This is a genomic window from Acinetobacter sp. C13 (assembly GCF_016809775.1).
Lineage (GTDB): Bacteria > Pseudomonadota > Gammaproteobacteria > Pseudomonadales > Moraxellaceae > Acinetobacter > Acinetobacter pittii.
On sequence record NZ_JAFBJL010000001.1, the window covers coordinates 552,283 to 572,664 of the forward strand.

Here is a 20,382-nt window from a genome sequence, read left to right on the forward strand (position 1 = left end):
CGATTAAGCGTTAGTTTAATTGGGTCAAATCGAATGCTTATTTATTCACTTAGTTCGTTATTTTTCGCAGTACTCGTTAACCATTTTCAGCTTGAAAATTAGCACTAATTATGAGATATTCCTCACAGTTTAGTGATGTGAAAATTAATCACTGTATTGAAAGCTCGCTTATGCGGGCTTTAATTTTTAGCCCAGTTTAAGCATTTCTCACTTAATGAGCTGGCGGCATAAAAACAATTTGAGAATTTGGCACTCACTCAAAGGCGAATTGAAGAAAGCGAATGAAAATTCTACCTTCATCTGAATATGATCAAATTCTAAAATACAGTGTCTATTGGCTCGTCATCTCGATCGTGATTGGAGTCGTCGCGGGGTTGGCCTCGACTTTAATTTTTGTTGCCTTTGATATTTCAAACAAAGTCAGAAGCCTGCATCACTGGCTGATCTACTTTTTGCCTTTTGTGGGTTTTGGTATTGGCTATCTCATTAAAAAATATGGATCACCGATTGAACGGGGAACTCATTTACTGATTGATGAAATTCACCAGCCTAAGTCGTTTATTCCAAAACGAATGAGCCCCATCATTTTTATTACTTCAATTTTAACGCAGTTATTCGGTGGTTCGGCAGGGCGTGAGGCCCCAGCGGTTCAGCTTTCAGGTGCCTTAATTGACCACTTAAGCCATATATTAAAAGTCTCGGAAGATAACCGAAAAATCTGTTTAATCGCCAGTATTGGTGCTGGCTTTGCAGGGGTGTTTGGTTTGCCTCTAGCGGGTGCAATCTATGGGTTAGAAATTACTGCTTTAGGTAATTTAAGATACTCAGCTATTTTTCCATGTTTTGTGTCGGCGCTGATTGCATCGGCCATCCCTGAGCTATTTGATATTGTTCATCCGCATATTTTTTATGTGATTAGTGAGTTTCCAGCCATTCATTTTGGCACGCTCATGAACTTAATTGTGGCAGGTCTGATCTTTGGTTTAGTCGCACGTTTCTTTATTGCTGCCATTCATTTTGCGAGTGACGTCTTTTATAAATATGTGCGTTATTTGCCATTAAGAACGATGGCGGGTGGTATTGTCATTATGCTACTTACGTTGTTCACTGCGCATCAGCAATACAACGGTTTGGGTACAGATAAAATCATTTCATCTTTTTATGTACCGATTGAGTTTTACGACTTTTTTAATAAGACCATTTTTACAGCCATCACTTTAGGATCTGGCTTTAAAGGTGGTGAAATTACGCCACTCTTTTATGTAGGTGCGACATTAGGTAATGCTTTAGGGGCGGTTTTAAATCTGCCAATTTCATTGCTTGCAGGATTAGGGTTAGTCAGTTTGTTTTCAGGGGCGAGTAAGGCACCGTTGACTTCGATTATTTTAGCTGTTGAGCTATTTGGAATGAATGTTGCCACTTATGCCATTATTACTTGTTTGTTGGCGGCGTTATTTTCTGGGAATTGTGGGTTGTATCGTCGTAAGAAATTGATGGATTAGGGAGTATTTTATAGGTAGGTTTTGATTGGGTTTTGAGTCAATTGTACTTGAGGATTTATGCTAAAATTCATTCAATATATTTATCATCACAAGCAATTTAATATTTATTATGTTTTTTATTTTAAGAAAAAAACTTCAAAAAATCGGCATTATTTTCGTAGCAATCAACTTATTAGCTTGTAGTCATCAACCAGATTTTAAAGATATTTCGCATTTAGCAGAAAAAGGCGATGCAGGAGCTCAAGCAAAACTTGGTGAATTATATGTAGAGGGAGAAGTTGTTCCTCAAGATTATAAAAAGGCATTTGAATGGTACAGCAAAGCTGCTAATCAAGGAAATGCAGAGGCACAGAATAATTTGGGAGCAATGTATGCTCTTGGGCAAGGGATAGAGCAGAATTATAAAAAAGCATTCGAATGGTATAGTAAAGCTGCTGAACAAGGGGAAGTAAAAGCACAAAGTAATTTAGGTGCATATTACGCAAATGGTGATGGTGGAGTTAAAAACTATCAGAAAGCCTTTGAGTGGTTTAGCAAAGCTGCTGCACAAGATAATGCCGAAGCTAAATACTCTTTGGGCATACTTTATGAAGAAGGTTATGGAGTAACCCAAGATTATAAAAAAGCATTTGATTGGTATAGCAAAGCTGCTGCACAAAATTATACCGATGCGCAAAATAATCTTGCAGCACTTTATGCACAAGGTAAGGGCGTAGAGCTAAATAATAAAAAAGCCTTTGAGTTATATAGCAAAGCGGCTGAGCAAGGAAATGAAAAAGCACAAAATAACTTGGGGGCGATATATGCTCTTGGGATAGGTGTAAATCAAGATTATAAGAAAGCATTCGAATGGTATAGCAAAGCTGCTCAACAGGAAAATGATGAAGCACAATTTACTGTAGGGATGATGTACTACAAAGGTGAGGGTATACAGCAAAACAATGAATTAGCCGAAAAGTGGCTAAGAAAAGCGGCGGAAAATGGCAATAAGGATGCTTTATCGCTATTTGAAGAATAGTTCTATAGAAGTTTGTAATATAAAAATAAGATTTTTAAGTAAGAAGTGATAGAGATACTTTATGAAAAATAAGCCGTGGATTGAAGAAAATGACCCTTTAAAAGAATATTATGGTTTATTGGATGGTAACGAGCTAAGTAGTTTTTTAATTTTATTTAGTAAGTGGAATAAAAATGATTACGCATTAAAATCCGATATTGGTCAAGTTAAGACTGGAATTCAATTATTAGATTTCTTCGACTATTCTAATGAAAGTTGTCCTCTATCCTTATTTGAGAATTTATGCTCAATAATGGGAGGAGAGATTGAGAAGTTATACTGGATTCCTCTTAGTAATAACGAAGATATTATCTTTCAAGATTTTTCTCCTCTTATGATTGCTAAAACTTCGATTACAAAAGAAATACTTGATTGTGTAAGTCGTTCATTTATGCAGATGTTAAATGGAGGATATATGTTTATTGATAGTAATTGTAGATTTGTAGGAGTAGTTATAGATGGATATTACATGCAGGTCTATATGAAAAAAGATTTCATGGATGATGTAATGAAGCCGTATATAAAGAATTGGGAAAAGATAGATGAATTTTTAGATCCATTATTAATAAAAGATTTAATTGATCGAGTACATAGGATTTCAAGATAGATAGTATGCCAAGAGCATAATATTTAAGAAAATAAATAATAAAGAAACTAACTTATTTCCCCTAACTTTTTAACGATCTATTTTAATACGATTGTCATTTCCCACGCTTGACGTCAACAATAGCGAATACTATCCTTTGCGTGCTGGCCACATTGCCAGTTGGTTTTAGCAGACCATCAGCCAAAGTACACGAAAAAGTAGTAACTTTTTTGTGGAAATCCCTGCGTGCCCCCTCTGCGGCGGAACGGGAGGGGGACACCTTCGGGTGTGCTGGATTCTTTGGCTCCAGTCTGCTAACCCTCTTTCGTTTCGCCACCATTATTTAGCAGTAATGCGGTGAAACTTCTTTTATAGCCAAAGGAGTCCGCTATGCGTACTAATTCTTCTCAATTTTTGGCCTTTGCCAAACTCTCTCTAGCCATACCGCTTAAACAGTCTAAAAATCGGTTTAATCGACTCTAGGTTTTTACGCCTAAACATTGTTACGACTAAAACATAGCAACAATAAACCCGAGATAGGCGAGCACACCATTTTTTGTGCCGCTTTTGCATGCCTGTTTTTAGCACTCAATTTAAGAGTGACGGCACTTCTATCTCTTTTACATACAACAAAAAATTATTTTAAGCGGTATATATGAAAAATTTAGAATCTTCATTTAGAGCACTACGAGTGCTGCACACAGCAAAAGATTTATTTACTCAAAATGGGTTTAACAAGGTCGGGGTCGACCGAATTATTGCTGAAGCCAAAATCCCCAAAGCGACTTTCTATAACATCTTTCATTCAAAAGCACGACTGATCGAGATGTGTCTAACCTTTCAAACGGATGCGCTTAAAGTAAAAGTCCTTTCAATTATCAATTCTTACAGCGAACTTATGGCGTTCGATAAACTCAAGCAAATTTACTTTTTACATGCCAATTTAGAAGGATTTTATCGTTTACCATTTAAAGCAATTTTTGAAATTGAAAAGTGTTATGCAACGGCTTATCGAGTGGTTGTTGATTATAGAAACTGGTTTATAAATGAGCTTTATAAGCTGCTTCTTACTGTAAAAACTACCGCTTCAATAAAAGATGCACACATGTTTCTATTTGCAATTGATGGGGCAATGGTTCAGCTATTAAGTGCCAATAGCGTAGATGAACGAGATAAATTATTAGATTACTTTTTATTTATGCTATCTGAGCATTCAACTTAAACCTTAAAACAAAAAGCCCGTGATTGGGCTTTTTTTGTGGATATTAGTCGATTAAAACTTAAGTTTTTTAAGCCCGCGACTCACACCATTTTGTAGAGCGGCTTTAATAATAGGGCCAATAAATGGTACGCGGCCTTTAAAGCTAATGGTGTAATCCAAACGAGTTCGATTATTTCCCAAGTCAGTAAATTTCATGACACCACGGTGACCTTTAATTGGGCTAATCCCGCTCGTAATTGCATATTCGATCAGTTCATTTTCTTTATAAACTAAATTGGTTTCTACAAATGAAGGGGTCAATGGAATAGACATTTTGCGCGCAGAGCCAACACCATTACGAGCGTCTTTGCCGTTGCTAATACGAGTCACTTTAGCAGGAGCGAAAAGTTTACTTAGGTTTTCATGCTCACTTAAGGTTGCAAAGACTTTGTCTACGGGTGCATCAAATTCTTGTACGATGTTGATTTTTTGAGTTTTTAACATCTTATTCCCTCTAGAAATTATTTTGACATTGGTAATTGTCAGAATTTGGATGTTAGCACGCTTTGGGCAATGGGGGAATTCTTCTTCGTCGGAGTTATTTTAAGTCTGAAAAAAAGCATTGCGATAAATCTACAATGCTTTTTGGCCTTTTCTTAATTTTTTAAAGAAGGGCTGAATCACAGACCAGTTAGTTGAAACCCAGCAAATAAAGGAACCAGCCGTCACCATTGCTGTTCCTTGCCAAAAGCTCATTGAAAGTTGAGTTTGTAAAACAAACATCGCCAAAATAGACGAAATGATCGGGGTGAAATAAGAGGCCACCACAAGCACGGTAATGTTTCCATGAATGATGCCAATATTCCACGCGGCATAACCAAAACCCATGGCAGCAGAAGCAACTAAAAGGGTCATGACTGTTGGAATATCCATTGAAGGAATAGCAAATTGTCCCGACACAAGCAGCTTGAGCCAGAGAGTGAGCGCGACACCAACGAAGAAAATGGAAATTGGATTTTGCCCATTACTTAATTTTTTGGTGAGTACACAGTAAAAAGCCCAAATGATGGCGCCTGCAAATGCCAAAATATAGCTCAGTGGGTTGCTATGAAAATTATCGACAAGACTATTTAGACTAAAATCACCACTTCCAGTTTGAATAAAAATAATGCCAAAAACTGAAAGCATTAGACCTAAAATAATAAGGAAATTAAACTTTAATTCCTTAAAAATAACGAAAGCTAAAACCGTTAAACTCGGCCACAGATAGTTAACAATGCTGATTTCAATTGCTTGTTTTGCTGTCTGAGAATAAGCAATTGCAAATGAGAAGCACACTTCATAAGCCACGAACAGAATTGTGCCAAATATTAAGTATTTTTTAGAGATCTGCTTAAAATCTGGAACTTTGAAAATGGCAAGCAGCAGTAGCGCACTTAAAGAATAAATAAAGGTAACACCTAGCTCAGGCCCAATGGCGGCACTGACTTGCTTCATCAGACCGACCAGAGATGCCCACATGAGAATGGCGCTTAAACCAATCAATGTTGCTAGATTTTTTGACATAAAATTCAGTAAATAACGGTTAAAAAATGGTAAAAGGTTAAGTTGTACTAATGAAAGGAATCAATTTTCAAGCTAAGGAATATAGGACAAATTATATAAAATATAAACAATTAAATTTATTGATTGGTTGAATCTGCTATGTTTATTTAGCATTCAATTGAGTAACGAAATTTCGAATAAAACAACATTTCTACGAGGAAAATATGGAAGTCATTAAAACGGTTGGTGTTGTTGGAGCAGGTGTAATAGGTGCGAGTTGGACGGCGTTATTTTTATATAAAGGATTTAAAGTTAAGGTTTACGACCCGTATCCTATAGATGAAGCGGTCTTTAAAAATAGAATATCTGCAAATTTAAATGATCTATTGGCTTTAGATCAAAACGCTGAACACGCTCATACTCAACCAGATGTGCTGCTTCATCTGGAAATTTTTAATAATTTAAAAGATGCAGTCTCAGACGTAGATTTCATTCAAGAAAATGCCCCTGAACGTCTCGATGTAAAACAACAGCTATATCAAGAAATCACAGCATATTGCCCTGAACATACTATTATTGCTTCAAGTTCATCGGGCTTAAAAGTGTCTGATTTTCAAAAAGAGGCGCAACATCCTGAACGTATTTTATTAGGTCATCCTTTTAATCCACCTCATCTTTTACCTTTGGTCGAGATCGTTGGCGGTAATTTGACTGATCCACAAATTTTAAAACAGGCTGCTGAGTTCTATAAACAACTGGGTAAGAATCCAATTGTTTTAAATAAAGAAGTAAAGGGGCATGTGGCAAACCGTTTGCAGGCTGCGCTATGGCGAGAAGCTTTTTCATTGGTTGAACAAGGCGTGTGCTCTGCTGAAGATGTCGATGTCGCGATTACCAGTGGGCCGGGTTTAAGATGGGCGCTCTTTGGTCCTTACATTAATATGCAGCTTGCCAACCAAAAGGGCTTTAAAGAAGCAATTCATCATTTAGGCCCACCAATGACAGAATGGTGGAATGATATGCACGCATTTCAACATTCAGACGAGACAACAGAGTTATTGGAAGCACAAACCAACCAGCTATTAACACAATATAAAGATATCGATTTATACCAAACCAGAGATAAAGGTCTGGTCGATATCTTAAAGCTCAGACAACAACTTAAGTTAGATTAATTCAAAATATTAGAATAGAGCCAATCATTTTATTGCAGAGATGATTGGCTTTTTTTGTTGGGGTAAATAACAAAAACATCCCTAGCTGAAACAATCCTAGATTCATTAAATGTTACTGAAATTCCTATCGCGTTGCATTTGAACTATATGCCTTACGTGAAAAGTAAGAATCGTTGCAAACCGTAAAGAAAGCCTCCTCATAATCAAAGGACATGATAGAAAATAGAGGAATAACAATATGCGCGCTTTAACTTACCACGGTGCAGAAGACGTTCGAGTAGAAACAGTAGCAGACCCTATTATTCAAGAACCAGATGACATTATTTTACGCGTGACTGCCACAGCGATATGTGGCTCTGATTTACATTTATATCGAGGCAAAATCCCTAGAACCGAACAGGGCGATATCTTTGGGCACGAATTTATGGGTGTGGTTGAAGAGGTTGGTCCAGCTGTCACCGCAGTCAAAAAGGGTGATCGAGTAATTGTTCCTTTTGTGATTGCCTGTGGCGAATGTTTCTTTTGCCAACTAGACCTGACCGCTGCCTGCGAAACAACCAATACAGGGCGCGGCGCAATTATTAATAAAAAGCAGATTCCACCAGGCGCAGCTTTGTTTGGTTATAGCCATCTTTACGGCGGTGTACCGGGCGGGCAAGCAGAATATGTGCGTGTGCCAAAAGCCAATAAAGGCCCTTTTAAAGTGCCAACCTCATTGTCAGATGAAAAAGTACTTTTCTTGACCGATATTTTACCCACCGCTTGGCAAGCCGTGACCAATGCCCAAGTGAAACATGGCTCAACCGTTGCAATTTATGGTGCTGGTCCAGTCGGACTGTTAAGCGCTGCTTGTGCCAAGATGCTTGGTGCTGAAAAGATATTTATGGTCGATCACAATGACTATCGATTGAACTATGCAGCGGCAACATACGGTGCCATTCCAGTTAATTTTGATGAAGTCGATGCGGCCGAATTTATTATTCAACATACCGACAATTACCGCGGTGTCGATGCGGTGATTGATGCAATTGGTTTCGAGGCAAAAGGCAGTGTGATTGAAACAGTCCTAACCAATTTAAAACTTGAAGGTTCAAGTGGTGCAGCACTGCGTCAATGCATTGCGGCGGTTCGCCGTGGTGGTGTGGTCAGCGTACCAGGTGTATACGCAGGCCCGATTCATGGTTTCTTATTTGGTGATGCTTTTGATAAAGGCTTAACTTTTAAAATGGGACAAACCCATGTGCATCAATATTTGCCGCAACTCTTGGAATTGATTGAGCGTGGCGAATTAACACCTGAAACGATTATTACCCATCGAATGAAATTAGAAGATGCCGCAGAGGGTTATCGTATTTTTAATGAAAGAGAAGAGGACTGCCGTAAGGTGATTCTGCTTCCTTAATACGCTCTCTTATAATTTAGTCTTAAGCCTCTTCGTAAAAGGGGCTTTTTTATTTTGAAGTGCACAATTTTGAATGCAGTTTTTTATTTTTGAACTTAAATCGCACCTAAACGGCTCAAGTTTGGTATTACTTTTAACCAAAAACGTAATACTAAGCTGGCATGTCCTTTGCATAGTCTTAAACAATCAAAAGTGATCTAGGGTTCCGATACTTCACGTATGACTGGACCGAGAGTTCACGGTTCCTAGCGAACTACACGGAGGGATAAAAGCCCGGGAGGAAGTCTAAAACTATCCGACAGGAGTAGCTATGAACACTGCAAGTTATCATAACAATCAGGCGATTTGGACCGAACTTTTACCCGGCGGATATCACTGGTCGGGTCGTATTCAAAAAGGAACTATTCTTAGATTTACATCGCTTGGCGCTCAGGCAAATGTTTCTTTGTTTTGTGTAAATGCTGCCGATGTGCTTGAGCGTTTTAACATGCCCGACAGTTTAAAAGGGCAACACACCGCCTATTTAAAAGCTTCCAATGTGCTCTATTCAGACCTTGGCCGTGTGATGGCTTCCATTGTTCATGACGATCATGGTTGGAATGATGCGCTTTGTGGCCCAAGCCGACCTGAGCAAATTGAAAAGCAATTCGGCCATCGCACATTTCAAGATGCCCGCAATGATATGTACCAAAACGGCTTAGACAGTTTACTCATTGAAATGTGTAAATACGGACTTGCCAGCCAAGACCTGAGTGCCGCCGTTAACCTATTTTCTAAAGTTGTATCAGATGAAAACGGCGCTTTGTCATATGTCAGTTCTGACAATACCGATCAAATCATTGAACTGCGTTTTGAAATGGACTGCCTACTATTTTTATCTGCCGCGCCGCATGGTTTAGACACCAGCCCAATCTATCAACCTGCTGATATTCAACTCAGTTTATTTAAAGCCAATTCACTAACAGACAACGATATTTGTCGTGATGCGTGTTCACAAAATCAGCGTGCGTTTCAAAACACAGCCCGCTACTACGCGCTTAGCAATATTTAAATCAGGAGAAGCATCATGACAGTTTTACAATCATTTGAAAAAGCAGTTTTAAATGAAGTTTGTCCTGCGGGTGAAGCGTGGATGTGCGAGGTTAAAAAGGGCCAATATTTTCGAATTATTGACCTTGAGGGAAACCAAGCGGTCGATACTTTGTTTATGAGTGCCGAAAACCCGACTGAGCGTTATAGCGCAATGGACACTTTGGCTATCAACCAACAGATTTATTTAGAAAAGGGCACCAAGCTCTATAGTAACTTTGGTCGTCCAATTGCCGTTATTCATGATGATAACTGCGGTCGCCATGACACCATTGGTGGTGCCTGTTCATGTGAAAGTAATACGGTTCGTTATGCACATGAAACGTATCCTATGCATAGTTGCCGTAACAATTTTATGTATGCCTTGGCAAAACATCCGATTGCAAAAAAGCATGGCTTAAATGTGCGTCACATCGGCCCAAACATTAACTTTTTTATGAATGTGCCTGTGACACCAGACGGTCAGCTTAAATTTGATGACGGAATTTCAGGACCGGGTAAATATGTCGAAGTTCGGGCAGAAATGGATTTAATTGTTTTAATTTCTAATTGCCCCCAGCTCAATAACCCATGTAATGCCTATAACCCAACCAAAATTCAACTGGTTGTCCGTGAAGCGGAAGGGGTGTAAGCATGTTTAAAAAAGTTCTGATTGCTAACCGCGGTGCAATAGCCTGTCGCGTAATTCGCACCCTTAAAAAACTCGGGATCGCTTCGGTGGCTGTTTACTCCGAAGCCGACCGTGATTCTTTACACGTGACTTTGGCCGATGAAGCTTTTCTGATTGGCCCTGCGCCTGCGCATCAAAGTTATTTAAATATTGAAAAGATTCTTGAAGTAGCAAAACAGTCGGGAGCAGAAGCTATTCACCCCGGTTATGGTTTTTTGTCTGAAAATGCCGAGTTTTGTGATTTGTGCGAAAGCCAAGGTATTGCCTTTATTGGGCCAACTTCAAGCCAAATGCTCGATTTTGGTTTAAAACATACCGCGCGTGAGCTGGCTATTAAAAGCAATGTACCTTTACTTCCGGGCAGTTCACTACTTGCCGATGAAGCCGAGGCTTTGTTTGAGGCAGCTCGTATTGGCTATCCGGTCATGCTGAAAAGTACCGCGGGTGGCGGTGGTATTGGTATGCGTCTGGTCTGGAATGAAACTGAATTAAAAGATGCCTACCAAACCGTATCTTATTTAGCGCAGGTCAATTTTAAAGATGCAGGTTTGTATTTAGAAAAATTTGTACAACATGCACGCCATATCGAAGTGCAAATTTTTGGTGATGGAAAAGGGCAAGTTTTAGCGTTGGGTGAGCGTGATTGTTCGGTACAACGCCGTAATCAAAAGGTGATTGAAGAAACACCCGCACCACACTTGAATGAACAGCAACGTGAGTATTTGCAAAAAGTTGCGATTCAACTCATGCAGTCAGTGAACTACCGCTCGGCAGGCACAGTTGAGTTCGTCATGGACACCGAAACCCAGGAATTTTATTTCTTAGAGGTCAACACCCGTTTACAAGTTGAGCACGGCGTGACCGAGCAAGTATTTGGTGTCGACTTAGTCGAGTGGATGGTTACCTTGGCAAGCGGTGACTGGTCAGCACCGACTGAAAAGTTAGAGCCAACAGGACATTCCATTCAGGTTCGTCTTTATGCCGAAGACCCGATTAAACAGTTCCAGCCGAGTGCGGGCTTACTTACACATGTTAAATTTGACCCGCAAGCACGAGTCGAAACATGGGTAGAAACAGGGTCAACGGTGTCGTCTTTTTATGATCCAATGATTGCCAAAATCATTGTAACTGCTGCAACACGTGACCAAGCCATACAGGCAATGAGTGCTAGTCTTGCCAACACGCAAGTCGCTGGCATTGAAACCAATTTGGAATATTTACAAAACATTATTGCTTGCGATGTGTTTGCTTTAGGTACCCAAACCACTCGATTTTTAAATACGTTTGAATGGAAAACTCATAAAATTGAGGTGTTGCAGGCTGGCATTCAAACTGCCATTCAAGACGTAACAGGTCGATTAGGTTATTGGGATGTTGGGGTGCCGCCATCAGGTGCCATCGATCCACTCAGTTTAACGGTGGCAAACCAGCTTCTAGCCAATGAACCAAATACCGCAGGGCTTGAATGTACCTTACAAGGGCCAACTTTAAAGTTTCACTGTGACAGCCAAATTGTGATTACTGGCGGTGATATGCTGTCAAAACTTGATGGTGAACTTGTGCCGATGTGGCAAACCATTAATGTAAAAAAAGGCCAAATTTTAAAATGTGGGCTTATCCGTTCAGGTTGCCGTAGCTATATTGGCGTTAAAGATGGTTTCGATGTTCCTGACTACTTAGGGTCACAGGCGACTTTCACTTTAGGGCAGTTTGGTGGGCACGCAGGCCGTAATTTATTAATTGGCGATATGCTGCCGATTACTGAATATTCTACTCAATCGACCACAGCTTTAGCTCAAGCGCAAATTCCTAGCTTTACCCAAAACTGGGAAATTGCAGTCATGTATGGCCCACATGGCGCACCAGATTTTTTCACCAAACAAGATATTGATACCTTCTTTGCCAATGAGTTCGAAATTCACTATAACTCAAGCCGTACAGGCATTCGCTTAATTGGTCCAAAACCTGAGTGGGCACGTGAAGATGGCGGTGAGGCAGGCTTACATCCTTCCAATATTCACGATAATGCTTATGCGATTGGGGCAATTGATTTTACGGGCGATATGCCAATTATTTTGGGTCCGGATGGTCCGAGCTTAGGCGGCTTTGTTTGCCCTGCGGTAGTCATTCATTCCGAGCTTTGGAAAATCGGGCAGCTAAAAGCAGGTGATAAGGTCAAATTTGTATCAGTCAGTTATGCGCAAGCAAAAGCACTTGACCAAAAATATTATCAAAGCTTAACTGCGGCTGATACAACTCAGATCAATTTTAATCCAGCTATTCAAGCAGAACCCGACACTTTAAAAGATGCACTTTTAGCCACTTTAGACGGTAAAGCTGACTTACCAAGCGTGACCTATCGACCAGCAGGAAATAGCTATTTGTTGGTGGAATATGGTGAGTTAGTACTCGATTTAAATTTACGCTTCCGTATTCATGCGCTTATGCAATGGGTCAAAGATCAAAACATTCAGGGTATTATCGATTTAACACCGGGTATTCGTTCACTACAAATTCATTTTGATTCAATTCAACTCGATCAACTGGAGCTTTTACAGAAACTTCAACAAGCAGAAGCCGAGTTACCCGATATTCAAAATATGCAGGTGCCTTCACGGACTGTCTATTTGCCTTTGGCTTGGGAAGATTCACAAACTCAACTTGCCACCGAGCGCTACACACAAATTGTTCGTCCAGATGCACCGTGGTGCCCAGATAACGTCGAGTTTATTCGCCGTATTAATGGCTTAGCTTCTAAGCAAGCGGTTAAAGATGTGGTCTATAGTGCGAACTATTTGGTGATGGGTTTAGGCGATGTGTATTTAGGTGCACCCGTTGCGACGCCGCTCGATCCACGCCAACGTTTAGTCACCACAAAATATAACCCTGCGCGAACTTGGACACCTGAAAATGCGGTCGGCATTGGCGGTGCGTATATGTGTGTGTACGGTATGGAAGGGCCGGGTGGTTACCAGTTTGTTGGTCGTACCACTCAAATGTGGAGTCGTTATCGTAAAAATGCCGACTTCGAAGATGGCAAACCGTGGTTATTACGCTTTTTTGACCAAGTTAAGTTTTATGAAGTTTCTGAGACTGAACTTCTACAAATGCGTGAAGACTTTAAGGCTGGTCGTCTACAACTTCGTATTGAAGAGGGCGTACTCAACTTAAAAGAATACAACGAGTTTTTAAAAACACATCACGACAGCATTCAAGCCTTTAAAGATACACAGCAAGCTAACTTTGAGGCTGAGCGCCGCCGTTGGCACGAAGCGGGCTTGCAAGAATATATCTCTGAAAGCCTTGATGCGGTTGATGAAGGCGAAACCGTAGTTATTCCTGAAGGGGGCTGTGCAGTCGAATCACACATGCCGGGCTCAATCTGGAAAATTGAATGTGCATCGGGAGATATAGTTGAAGAAGGTGCAACCCTTGCAGTAATTGAGGCAATGAAAATTGAAATTCCGATTATTGCGCCCGAACGCATGAAGGTTGAAACCATTACCATTGAAAAAGGACAAACCGTAAAAACAGGACAAGTGCTATTTACCTTAGCACCTGTCGCTTAAACCAAAAGAGAGCATCAATATTGATGCTCTCTTTTCATATTATGCTTCGGTCAAATGCTTTAATACTTTATGACCATGTTCAACCGCTTTTAACTTAATTGCAGACTCTGGATTACCTGATAAAGGCGAAACGTCATAAAGCAAGTAAGTGGCGCTTAACTGCATTTGTGTATATTGAATTGAATATTGAACCGCTTTTAAAAAACTATCCGCTAAGTTTTCTCGGTCATTCACCATATCGGCTTCTTTTTGCCCGACCGTCATACTAATAATGACTTTTTTATCTTTTAATTTGTCGCCTTGAGAGCCATAAGCAAACTGATAAGTAAAAACTTCATCAAACCATAACTTCAAAATTGCCGGCATATTAAACCAGAACATAGGATATTGCAGAATGATGGTGTCATGGCGTAGCAACGCTTCTTGTTCAGCACTTACATCAATTTTATAGTCTGGATAAAGCTGAAAAATATCTCGGACTTCAAGGTCCGGATAGGTTTTTATAAGTTCATTCACTATCGTTTTATTTGCAATTGATTGAGCGTAGTAGGGATGGGCCAAAATAAGTAAAGCCATAATAATGCCTTGTAGCTATAAAAATCATAGTCACTATAATTTTTATAGTATGGGTGTACAATAACTATCAAAGTTGATAGGTGGCGTTTAAAAATGGCAAATACTGAAAATAAATGTGAAATCACCATGAATGGAAAAACCTATCCATGTCATATCAGTATGGCTATGGATTTGGTGGGTGGAAAATGGAAAGGCGTTATTCTGTATTATCTAAAAGATGGGCCAAAACGTTTTAATGAAATCAATCAATTAATGCCCACCATCACAGAAATGACCTTAAGCCTTCAACTTAAACAATTAGAGCAAAGTGGCTTAATATCTCGAACCGTTTATGGTGAAAAAGCACCGATTAAAGTGGTTTATGAAATGACCGAATTAGGCCAATCTTTTAAGCCTGTTTTAGAGTCTTTATCAGTATGGGCACATACAATGATTAATCAGTCATAAGATGAAAAATTAACTTTTTAAAAATATAAATATTAGCCCCATCCCTGTGCATGGGGCTTTTTTCTGCCCAAAAAACACTCATAAATACCCATAAAGCCTATCAAAACGACGCTTAAAAACTGGCACATTTTCTGCATCTCTTATCAGTAATACAAAAACTGAATTTGGTAATACCAAACTAGAGGTGAGATATGAACGATGTAAAACCTGTGGTTCAACCAAAGCCAACTTTAAAAGCTTTTTTAGTCGAATTGCTTAGCGTACGTGCGGGCGTATATATCAAGCAAAACAATCAGCCGCCTAAAACAAAAGGATAAGACTGTGGCAAAACAAAAGTTGGCTCGAATCAGTATTACTGTACCTGAAACGACACTTAACGCACTCGACCAAAAAATTGTCGAGCAGAACTATGAAAGTCGCTCGCAAGCCATTGTTGACATGATTAATAAACACTTAATTGCAGAACAGGCGCAGGCCAATGAAGTTATGGTGGGCACCTTGACGCTACTTTATGACGCGAGCCAAATGACCTTGCGTAATCAATTGGTCGATTTACAGCAACAGTTTTTAGCGCAGGTGATTAGTTCACTTCATATTCAGCTCGACCAACAAAAGATATTGCAAGTCATGTTAATGCAGGGCGCGAGTTCTGAGCTTAGACAAATTAGCCAGCAATTTATTGTGCTGAAAGGGGTAATCAAAGGGCATTTAGAACTGATGGATGCCGTCATGCCGCCTATACAGCAAAATGACTAAATGAGGAGTAGCGTGTTGAAAAATTTATGGACAATTCAAGACTGGAAAACAGCATATCAAAACGGGCAAATCTATCTTGAAGATTTGATTAGTTACGTTGCAGAAACTAAAAATGATGACCATGCATGGATTGAAATTGCATCGAACGAGCAGATTCAATCGCAAATTGATATTTTAAAAGACCAGAATATTGCTGACTTACCACTATACGGTGTGCCATTTGCAGTTAAAGACAACATTGATGTCGCTGGCTTTCACACGACTGCTGCCTGTAAAGAGATTCAATATTTAGCGACACAAGATGCTGCCGTCGTTGCCAAGCTAAAAAAAGCAGGGGCGATTGTGGTTGGAAAAACCAACCTCGATCAGTTTGCAACGGGGCTGGTTGGTGTTCGCTCTCCATACGGTGCAGTAAAAAATAGTTTTAACCCTGAATATATTAGCGGTGGGTCAAGCTCTGGTTCTTCAGTAGTGGTTGCCAATGGTATTGTGCCTTTTAGTTTGGGGACAGACACGGCGGGTTCAGGTCGTGTTCCTGCAGGCCATAACAATATTGTGGGTCTTAAGCCGACAAAGGGCTGGTTTTCTACCACAGGTTTAATTCCTGCATGTCGGACAATTGATGTCATTTCTATTTTTGCGCTGCATATTGATGATGCGTGGACAGTGGCCAGTTTAATGCAGGGATACGATGAAACAGACGAATATTCACGAGCACATCCAGCCAATGTACCAACTCAATTTTCTAAACGAAAAATAGCTATTCCAGCTCAGCTTGAGTTTTATGGTGATATTGAATCTGAAAAAGCCTTTTTAGTTGCAGTCGAGCGTGTTAAAAAACTGGGTTACGAAGTTGAGAGTATTGATTTCAGCGCGTTTAATGAGCTTGCTGCCGCACTGTATAACGATGCATGGGTGGCAGAAAGAACAGTTGCCGTTGAACGCATGACCACACGTGAAAAGGCTCATCCCGTTATTGCTCAAATTATTGCGCAGGCAGAGAAATTCAAAGCAACAGATGCACTTCAAGCCGAATATAACCGCGCCGTGCTTGCTCGAAAAATTAATTTGGCATTACAACCTTTTGATGCCTTGATGGTTCCGACAGCGCCAACCATTTACACCATTGCCGAAGTTGAAGCCGATCCGTTGACTAAAAACGCACATATGGGGGCTTATACCAACTTTGTCAATTTTGCCGATCTTTCGGCTTTAGCTTTACCAAATGTACTCCGTGAAGACGGCCTACCAAACGGCGTAACCTTTATTGCACCAGCTTGGCACGATCAGGCACTCGCCAATTTTGCGCAGCTTTGGCAAGCCGAAACATCGCTGAGTTTAGGTAAATCAACTCAACATTATCAAAAAAGTATAAACATCCAGTCGAATCATTCAGTGCAGCTAGCAGTTGTGGGAGCGCACTTAACAGGCATGCCGCTTAATTTTCAGCTCACTAGCCGTAATGCCACTTTGCTCAAGAAAACACAGACTGCAGACACTTATAAACTCTTTACCTTAAAAAATACCACGCCACCAAAGCCAGGGCTGCAATGCGACGCGACAGGTACGTCAATTGACGTCGAAGTGTGGGATGTTCCTCTAGCAAATTTTGGAGCTATTGTGGCAGAAGTGCCTGCACCACTTGGTATTGGGAACCTGAAACTAAAAGATGGAACATGGGTCAAAGGCTTTATTTGCGAAGCTTATGCCATTCAAGATGCAATCGATATTAGCCATTTTGGAGGCTGGCGAGCCTATATACAGTCACTCAATCAAACCGCTCAAAGTGTTATTAATAAAAATGTTGGGGAAGTTTCTATATGATTAAAAAAGCGTTGTTATCCGTATCTATTTTATCGGCAGTTGTATTGGGTGGGTGTGACAATACCGCTAAAGTACCTGAAGCTAAACAAGACACTCAGGCAGCCACCAATACAAAACCAATTACCATTGGATATAGTGATTGGCCGGGCTGGGTGGCTTGGCAAGTAGCCATTGAAAAAGGTTGGTTGAAAGAAGCAGGGCTAAATGTAGAGTTTAAATGGTTTGATTATTCGGCTTCGCTTTCAGCCTTTTCGGCAAATCAGCTCGACGCTGTTTTGGTCACCAATGGCGATAACTTGGTGACTGCTTCGGGCGGTACGCAAGGCATGATGATCATGGCAACAGATTATTCTGCGGGCAATGATGTCATTATTGCGAAAGAAGGCATTAATACCATTCAAGACTTAAAAGGAAAATCAATCGGTGTCGAAAAAGGCTTGGTTGACCATCTTTTGCTAGCAACAGCTTTGACTGACCATAACATTAAAGCGAATGAGGTGAAGCTGGTAAATTCAGCGACGAACCAATTACCTCAAGTGTTTAATAGCCCTGATATTTCTGCAATCGCTGTTTGGCAACCTGTTGCAGGTCAGGCATTAAAAGCAGTGGCAGGCTCTAAAATTATCTATACCTCTAAAGACAAGCCGGGTTTAATTTACGACACCTTAACAGTCAACATGAGCCACTTAACTGCTCATCAAGAGGAATGGAAAAAAGTCATTCAGGTGTGGGATAAAACAGTTAAATATATTAATGACCCTGCAACCCATGCTGATGCAGTTAAAATCATGGCAAACCGTTCAGGGGTTGATCCAAAGCAATATGAGTTGATGGTAAGTGGTACGCATTTATTAGATATCAATGCCAATAAGAAAGTATTTGCTAAATCTGAAGGCTTTGACTCAATTTATGGCTCTAGCTATCACGTCAATAAATTTAACGTTGAAAACGGTATTTATAAAACTGAACAAAATGTAGATGGGCTGATTTATCCAACACTCATAGAACAACTTAAATAAAACCCATAAATAAAAAAGCCCAAGATGAACTTGGGCTTTTTTATGTCTGACTTATTTTTCTGTACTGACCTGAGTCATACGCGGTATTTTTGGTAAGTCTTGTAAAGCAGGGTCAAGCTCATCTTCTTCAGCGTGAACTAAATAATCTACCCGTGCCCGAAGTTGTTTGAACTCAGGTGTACTCATTAAATCGAGTGAGCGTGGACGGGGTAAATTAACTTCAATAATTTCCTTAATTTCACCGGGGTTGGCTTTAAGTGCCACAATTCGGTCTGCCAGTAAAATAGCTTCATCCATGTCGTGAGTGACAAAAATAATGGTGATATCAATGTTTTGCCATAAATCCATTAAGTGCTTTTGCATTTTTTGACGAGTGTGTGGGTCGAGTGCACCAAAAGGTTCATCCATGAGTAAAATTTTAGGTTGATTAACCAAAGCTCTAGCAATCGCAACCCGCTGTTTCATGCCACCAGAAAGTTGGTGTGGATACTGATTTTCATATTTTTCTAAACCAATAATATTGATCCATTCGCGTGCTTGAGCTTCGGCTGTCATTTGACTAGCGCCGCGCATTTGTGGACCAAACATCACATTTTCTTTTACAGTTTTCCACGGGAAAAGGGTATAGCCCTGAAACACCATGCCGCGTTCAGGACATGGTCCCGTAATGCATTCACCATCTACTAAAACTTCTCCACTATGGTATGGATCTAAACCCGCAATGACACGGCTCAGTGTCGATTTACCGCAGCCAGAAGGACCAATCACACAAATGAATTCTCTTTTATGAATTTTTAAATCGAGCTTATTTAAAACAGTACGTTCGTTTTGACCATGCTTAAACACTTGGCTCAGTTGTTTGGCCTCTAAAATAACAGGACGTTCATAAATTTTTTGAAAGTATTCATGCGCGTTAAATGTTGAATCGTTCATTATTTTGCTCCTACTTTCCACGTGAACATCCGCTCACCTAACTTCATTAATAGCCAGTCACAGACAAGACCAATCACACCAATAATCAAAATAGCTGCATAGACATTGTCAAAGTTTTGATAGCGTGCCTGTTGGGTAATAAACCATGTAATACCTGAAGTCGTACCAATTAACTCTGAAACAATTAAATAGGTCCATGCCCAGCCCAATAGCACACGTAAGTCACGGTAAATATCAGGTAAGGCAGCAGGAATCACCACATGAAATAAACTTTTGAGCTTATTGGTGCCAAGCGTATAGCCAGCTTCAATTAAGCTTCGTTCAACCATTCGGGTGGTATTGGCAATAATTAGAATTTGCTGAAAAAGCGTACCAATCACAATAATGGCAATTTTAGGCGCATCATTAATACCTAAAATTGCCACTGCAAGTGCACCAAACGCAGGTGCGGGTAAGTAACGGAAAAACTCAACAAACGGTTCCGTCAATAGGGATATACGCTTAGAAAAACCACACAAAATACCCAGTGGAATTCCAATCAATGAAGAGATAAAAAAAGCTGAAAAAACCAGTTTGATACTGTGCCATAAACTTTGATGAAACCACGGCGAATCAGGTTGTTCAGGTGGCGTAGTAAATGCAGTCACCAAAGCCTTAGCGACTTCATGGGGAGCGGGTAAATAAATCGGATTAACCAAAATACCTTGTGGTGGTGCAGAATTTCGATTGACTGCATTTTGTGCTTCGAGATAGAACACATTTTTATCAATGCGACTTCCTACTTGTAAGTAAGAAACACTTCCCGAACTCGTGATTTGTACTTGAGGATGCCAAACAAAAGGTAAGTAACTGATTGCGCACCAAAGACATATTGGAATCACGAAAGAACAAATACTGAGAATCAGCTTGTTCTTTCGCGTAAATTCCTTTGCAACATAACCCATATCGAGAGCTCCCCATTTTGATCAGTATTACGATTTTCATAAAACGTAATATTGTTAAGCAAAATAGGTGCCATCTTTAAGGTGCAT

19 protein-coding genes and 1 riboswitch are annotated in these 20,382 nt (G+C 40.1%); of the genes, 14 read left to right on the forward strand and 5 right to left on the reverse strand.

All coding sequences use genetic code 11. The features are described from left to right. The first annotated feature begins 281 nt into the window (after positions 1 to 281). The 4 genes from JGE69_RS02795 to JGE69_RS02810 all read left to right on the forward strand — a co-directional run bounded on the left by JGE69_RS02795 (position 282) and on the right by JGE69_RS02810 (position 4,367). Entirely contained in the window at positions 282 to 1,502 is a 1,221-nt protein-coding gene (locus JGE69_RS02795; RefSeq protein WP_017400097.1) for a chloride channel protein, read from the forward strand. A 109-nt stretch (positions 1,503 to 1,611) separates the two neighbouring features. Further along, positions 1,612 to 2,520 carry an SEL1-like repeat protein gene (locus tag JGE69_RS02800; protein ID WP_101663716.1) on the forward strand — a complete coding sequence of 303 codons (909 nt, stop codon included), beginning with the start codon at positions 1,612 to 1,614 and terminating at the stop codon, positions 2,518 to 2,520. A gap of 61 nt (positions 2,521 to 2,581) precedes the next feature. Then, positions 2,582 to 3,166 (forward strand): FAD-binding oxidoreductase, encoded by a 585-nt coding sequence (locus JGE69_RS02805; protein ID WP_199112199.1) that lies wholly within the window; start codon positions 2,582 to 2,584, stop codon positions 3,164 to 3,166. Positions 3,167 to 3,800: 634 nt separating this feature from the next. Next, complete coding sequence (locus JGE69_RS02810; protein WP_101663714.1) at positions 3,801 to 4,367, forward strand: TetR/AcrR family transcriptional regulator; 567 nt, start codon at positions 3,801 to 3,803, stop codon at positions 4,365 to 4,367. A gap of 51 nt (positions 4,368 to 4,418) precedes the next feature. On the opposite strand, the gene JGE69_RS02815 is transcribed toward JGE69_RS02810, so the two are convergent. Beyond that, complete coding sequence (locus JGE69_RS02815; RefSeq protein ID WP_002114206.1) at positions 4,419 to 4,850, reverse strand: SRPBCC family protein; 432 nt, start codon at positions 4,848 to 4,850, stop codon at positions 4,419 to 4,421. A 129-nt stretch (positions 4,851 to 4,979) separates the two neighbouring features. Continuing rightward, entirely contained in the window at positions 4,980 to 5,912 is a 933-nt protein-coding gene (gene yddG / locus JGE69_RS02820) for an aromatic amino acid DMT transporter YddG (protein WP_199112201.1), read from the reverse strand. 203 nt (positions 5,913 to 6,115) lie between these two features. On the opposite strand from yddG, the gene JGE69_RS02825 reads away from it, so the two are divergent. From JGE69_RS02825 to uca, 5 genes are all read left to right on the forward strand, one after another. Next, a complete protein-coding gene (locus tag JGE69_RS02825) occupies positions 6,116 to 7,066 on the forward strand; it encodes a 3-hydroxyacyl-CoA dehydrogenase NAD-binding domain-containing protein (RefSeq protein ID WP_199112203.1) in 951 nt (316 codons plus the stop codon). A 238-nt stretch (positions 7,067 to 7,304) separates the two neighbouring features. After that, a complete protein-coding gene (locus JGE69_RS02830; RefSeq protein WP_075382677.1) occupies positions 7,305 to 8,468 on the forward strand; it encodes a zinc-dependent alcohol dehydrogenase in 1,164 nt (387 codons plus the stop codon). A 186-nt stretch (positions 8,469 to 8,654) separates the two neighbouring features. Beyond that, positions 8,655 to 8,750: riboswitch (guanidine-I (ykkC/yxkD leader) on the forward strand. Positions 8,751 to 8,778: 28 nt separating this feature from the next. Next, positions 8,779 to 9,519 (forward strand): urea amidolyase associated protein UAAP1, encoded by a 741-nt coding sequence (locus tag JGE69_RS02835; RefSeq protein WP_199112205.1) that lies wholly within the window; start codon positions 8,779 to 8,781, stop codon positions 9,517 to 9,519. A gap of 15 nt (positions 9,520 to 9,534) precedes the next feature. Next, on the forward strand, positions 9,535 to 10,188 hold the full coding sequence (locus JGE69_RS02840) for an urea amidolyase associated protein UAAP2 (RefSeq protein WP_000217380.1): 654 nt from the start codon (positions 9,535 to 9,537) through the stop codon (positions 10,186 to 10,188). A gap of 2 nt (positions 10,189 to 10,190) precedes the next feature. Next, positions 10,191 to 13,796, forward strand: coding sequence for an urea carboxylase (uca, locus tag JGE69_RS02845; protein ID WP_199112207.1), 3,606 nt, complete (start codon positions 10,191 to 10,193; stop codon positions 13,794 to 13,796). Between the two features lie 39 nt (positions 13,797 to 13,835). Here the strand turns inward: uca and JGE69_RS02850 are convergent, their stop codons facing one another. Beyond that, on the reverse strand, positions 13,836 to 14,372 hold the full coding sequence (locus tag JGE69_RS02850) for an NAD(P)H-dependent oxidoreductase (RefSeq protein WP_199112209.1): 537 nt from the start codon (positions 14,370 to 14,372) through the stop codon (positions 13,836 to 13,838). Positions 14,373 to 14,465: 93 nt separating this feature from the next. Here JGE69_RS02850 and JGE69_RS02855 point away from each other — a divergent pair, with 93 nt between their 5' ends. From JGE69_RS02855 to JGE69_RS02875, 5 genes are all read left to right on the forward strand, one after another. After that, positions 14,466 to 14,819, forward strand: coding sequence for a winged helix-turn-helix transcriptional regulator (locus tag JGE69_RS02855; protein WP_000024061.1), 354 nt, complete (start codon positions 14,466 to 14,468; stop codon positions 14,817 to 14,819). A gap of 191 nt (positions 14,820 to 15,010) precedes the next feature. Then, positions 15,011 to 15,136 carry a hypothetical protein gene (locus tag JGE69_RS02860; RefSeq protein ID WP_001000625.1) on the forward strand — a complete coding sequence of 42 codons (126 nt, stop codon included), beginning with the start codon at positions 15,011 to 15,013 and terminating at the stop codon, positions 15,134 to 15,136. Positions 15,137 to 15,140: 4 nt separating this feature from the next. Continuing rightward, positions 15,141 to 15,575, forward strand: a complete 435-nt coding sequence (locus JGE69_RS02865; RefSeq protein ID WP_001118705.1) for a CopG family ribbon-helix-helix protein — start codon at positions 15,141 to 15,143, stop codon at positions 15,573 to 15,575. 12 nt (positions 15,576 to 15,587) lie between these two features. Then, positions 15,588 to 17,399 (forward strand): allophanate hydrolase, encoded by a 1,812-nt coding sequence (gene atzF / locus JGE69_RS02870; RefSeq protein ID WP_199112211.1) that lies wholly within the window; start codon positions 15,588 to 15,590, stop codon positions 17,397 to 17,399. Further along, entirely contained in the window at positions 17,396 to 18,418 is a 1,023-nt protein-coding gene (locus tag JGE69_RS02875) for an ABC transporter substrate-binding protein (protein ID WP_199112212.1), read from the forward strand. The genes atzF and JGE69_RS02875 overlap by 4 nt, the downstream gene beginning before the upstream one ends. A gap of 51 nt (positions 18,419 to 18,469) precedes the next feature. Here the strand turns inward: JGE69_RS02875 and JGE69_RS02880 are convergent, their stop codons facing one another. Beyond that, positions 18,470 to 19,351, reverse strand: coding sequence for an ABC transporter ATP-binding protein (locus JGE69_RS02880; protein WP_032044340.1), 882 nt, complete (start codon positions 19,349 to 19,351; stop codon positions 18,470 to 18,472). Next, positions 19,351 to 20,295 carry an ABC transporter permease gene (locus JGE69_RS02885; RefSeq protein ID WP_199112213.1) on the reverse strand — a complete coding sequence of 315 codons (945 nt, stop codon included), beginning with the start codon at positions 20,293 to 20,295 and terminating at the stop codon, positions 19,351 to 19,353. Before JGE69_RS02885 ends, JGE69_RS02880 begins: the two co-directional genes overlap by 1 nt. Positions 20,296 to 20,382: the final 87 nt, after the last annotated feature.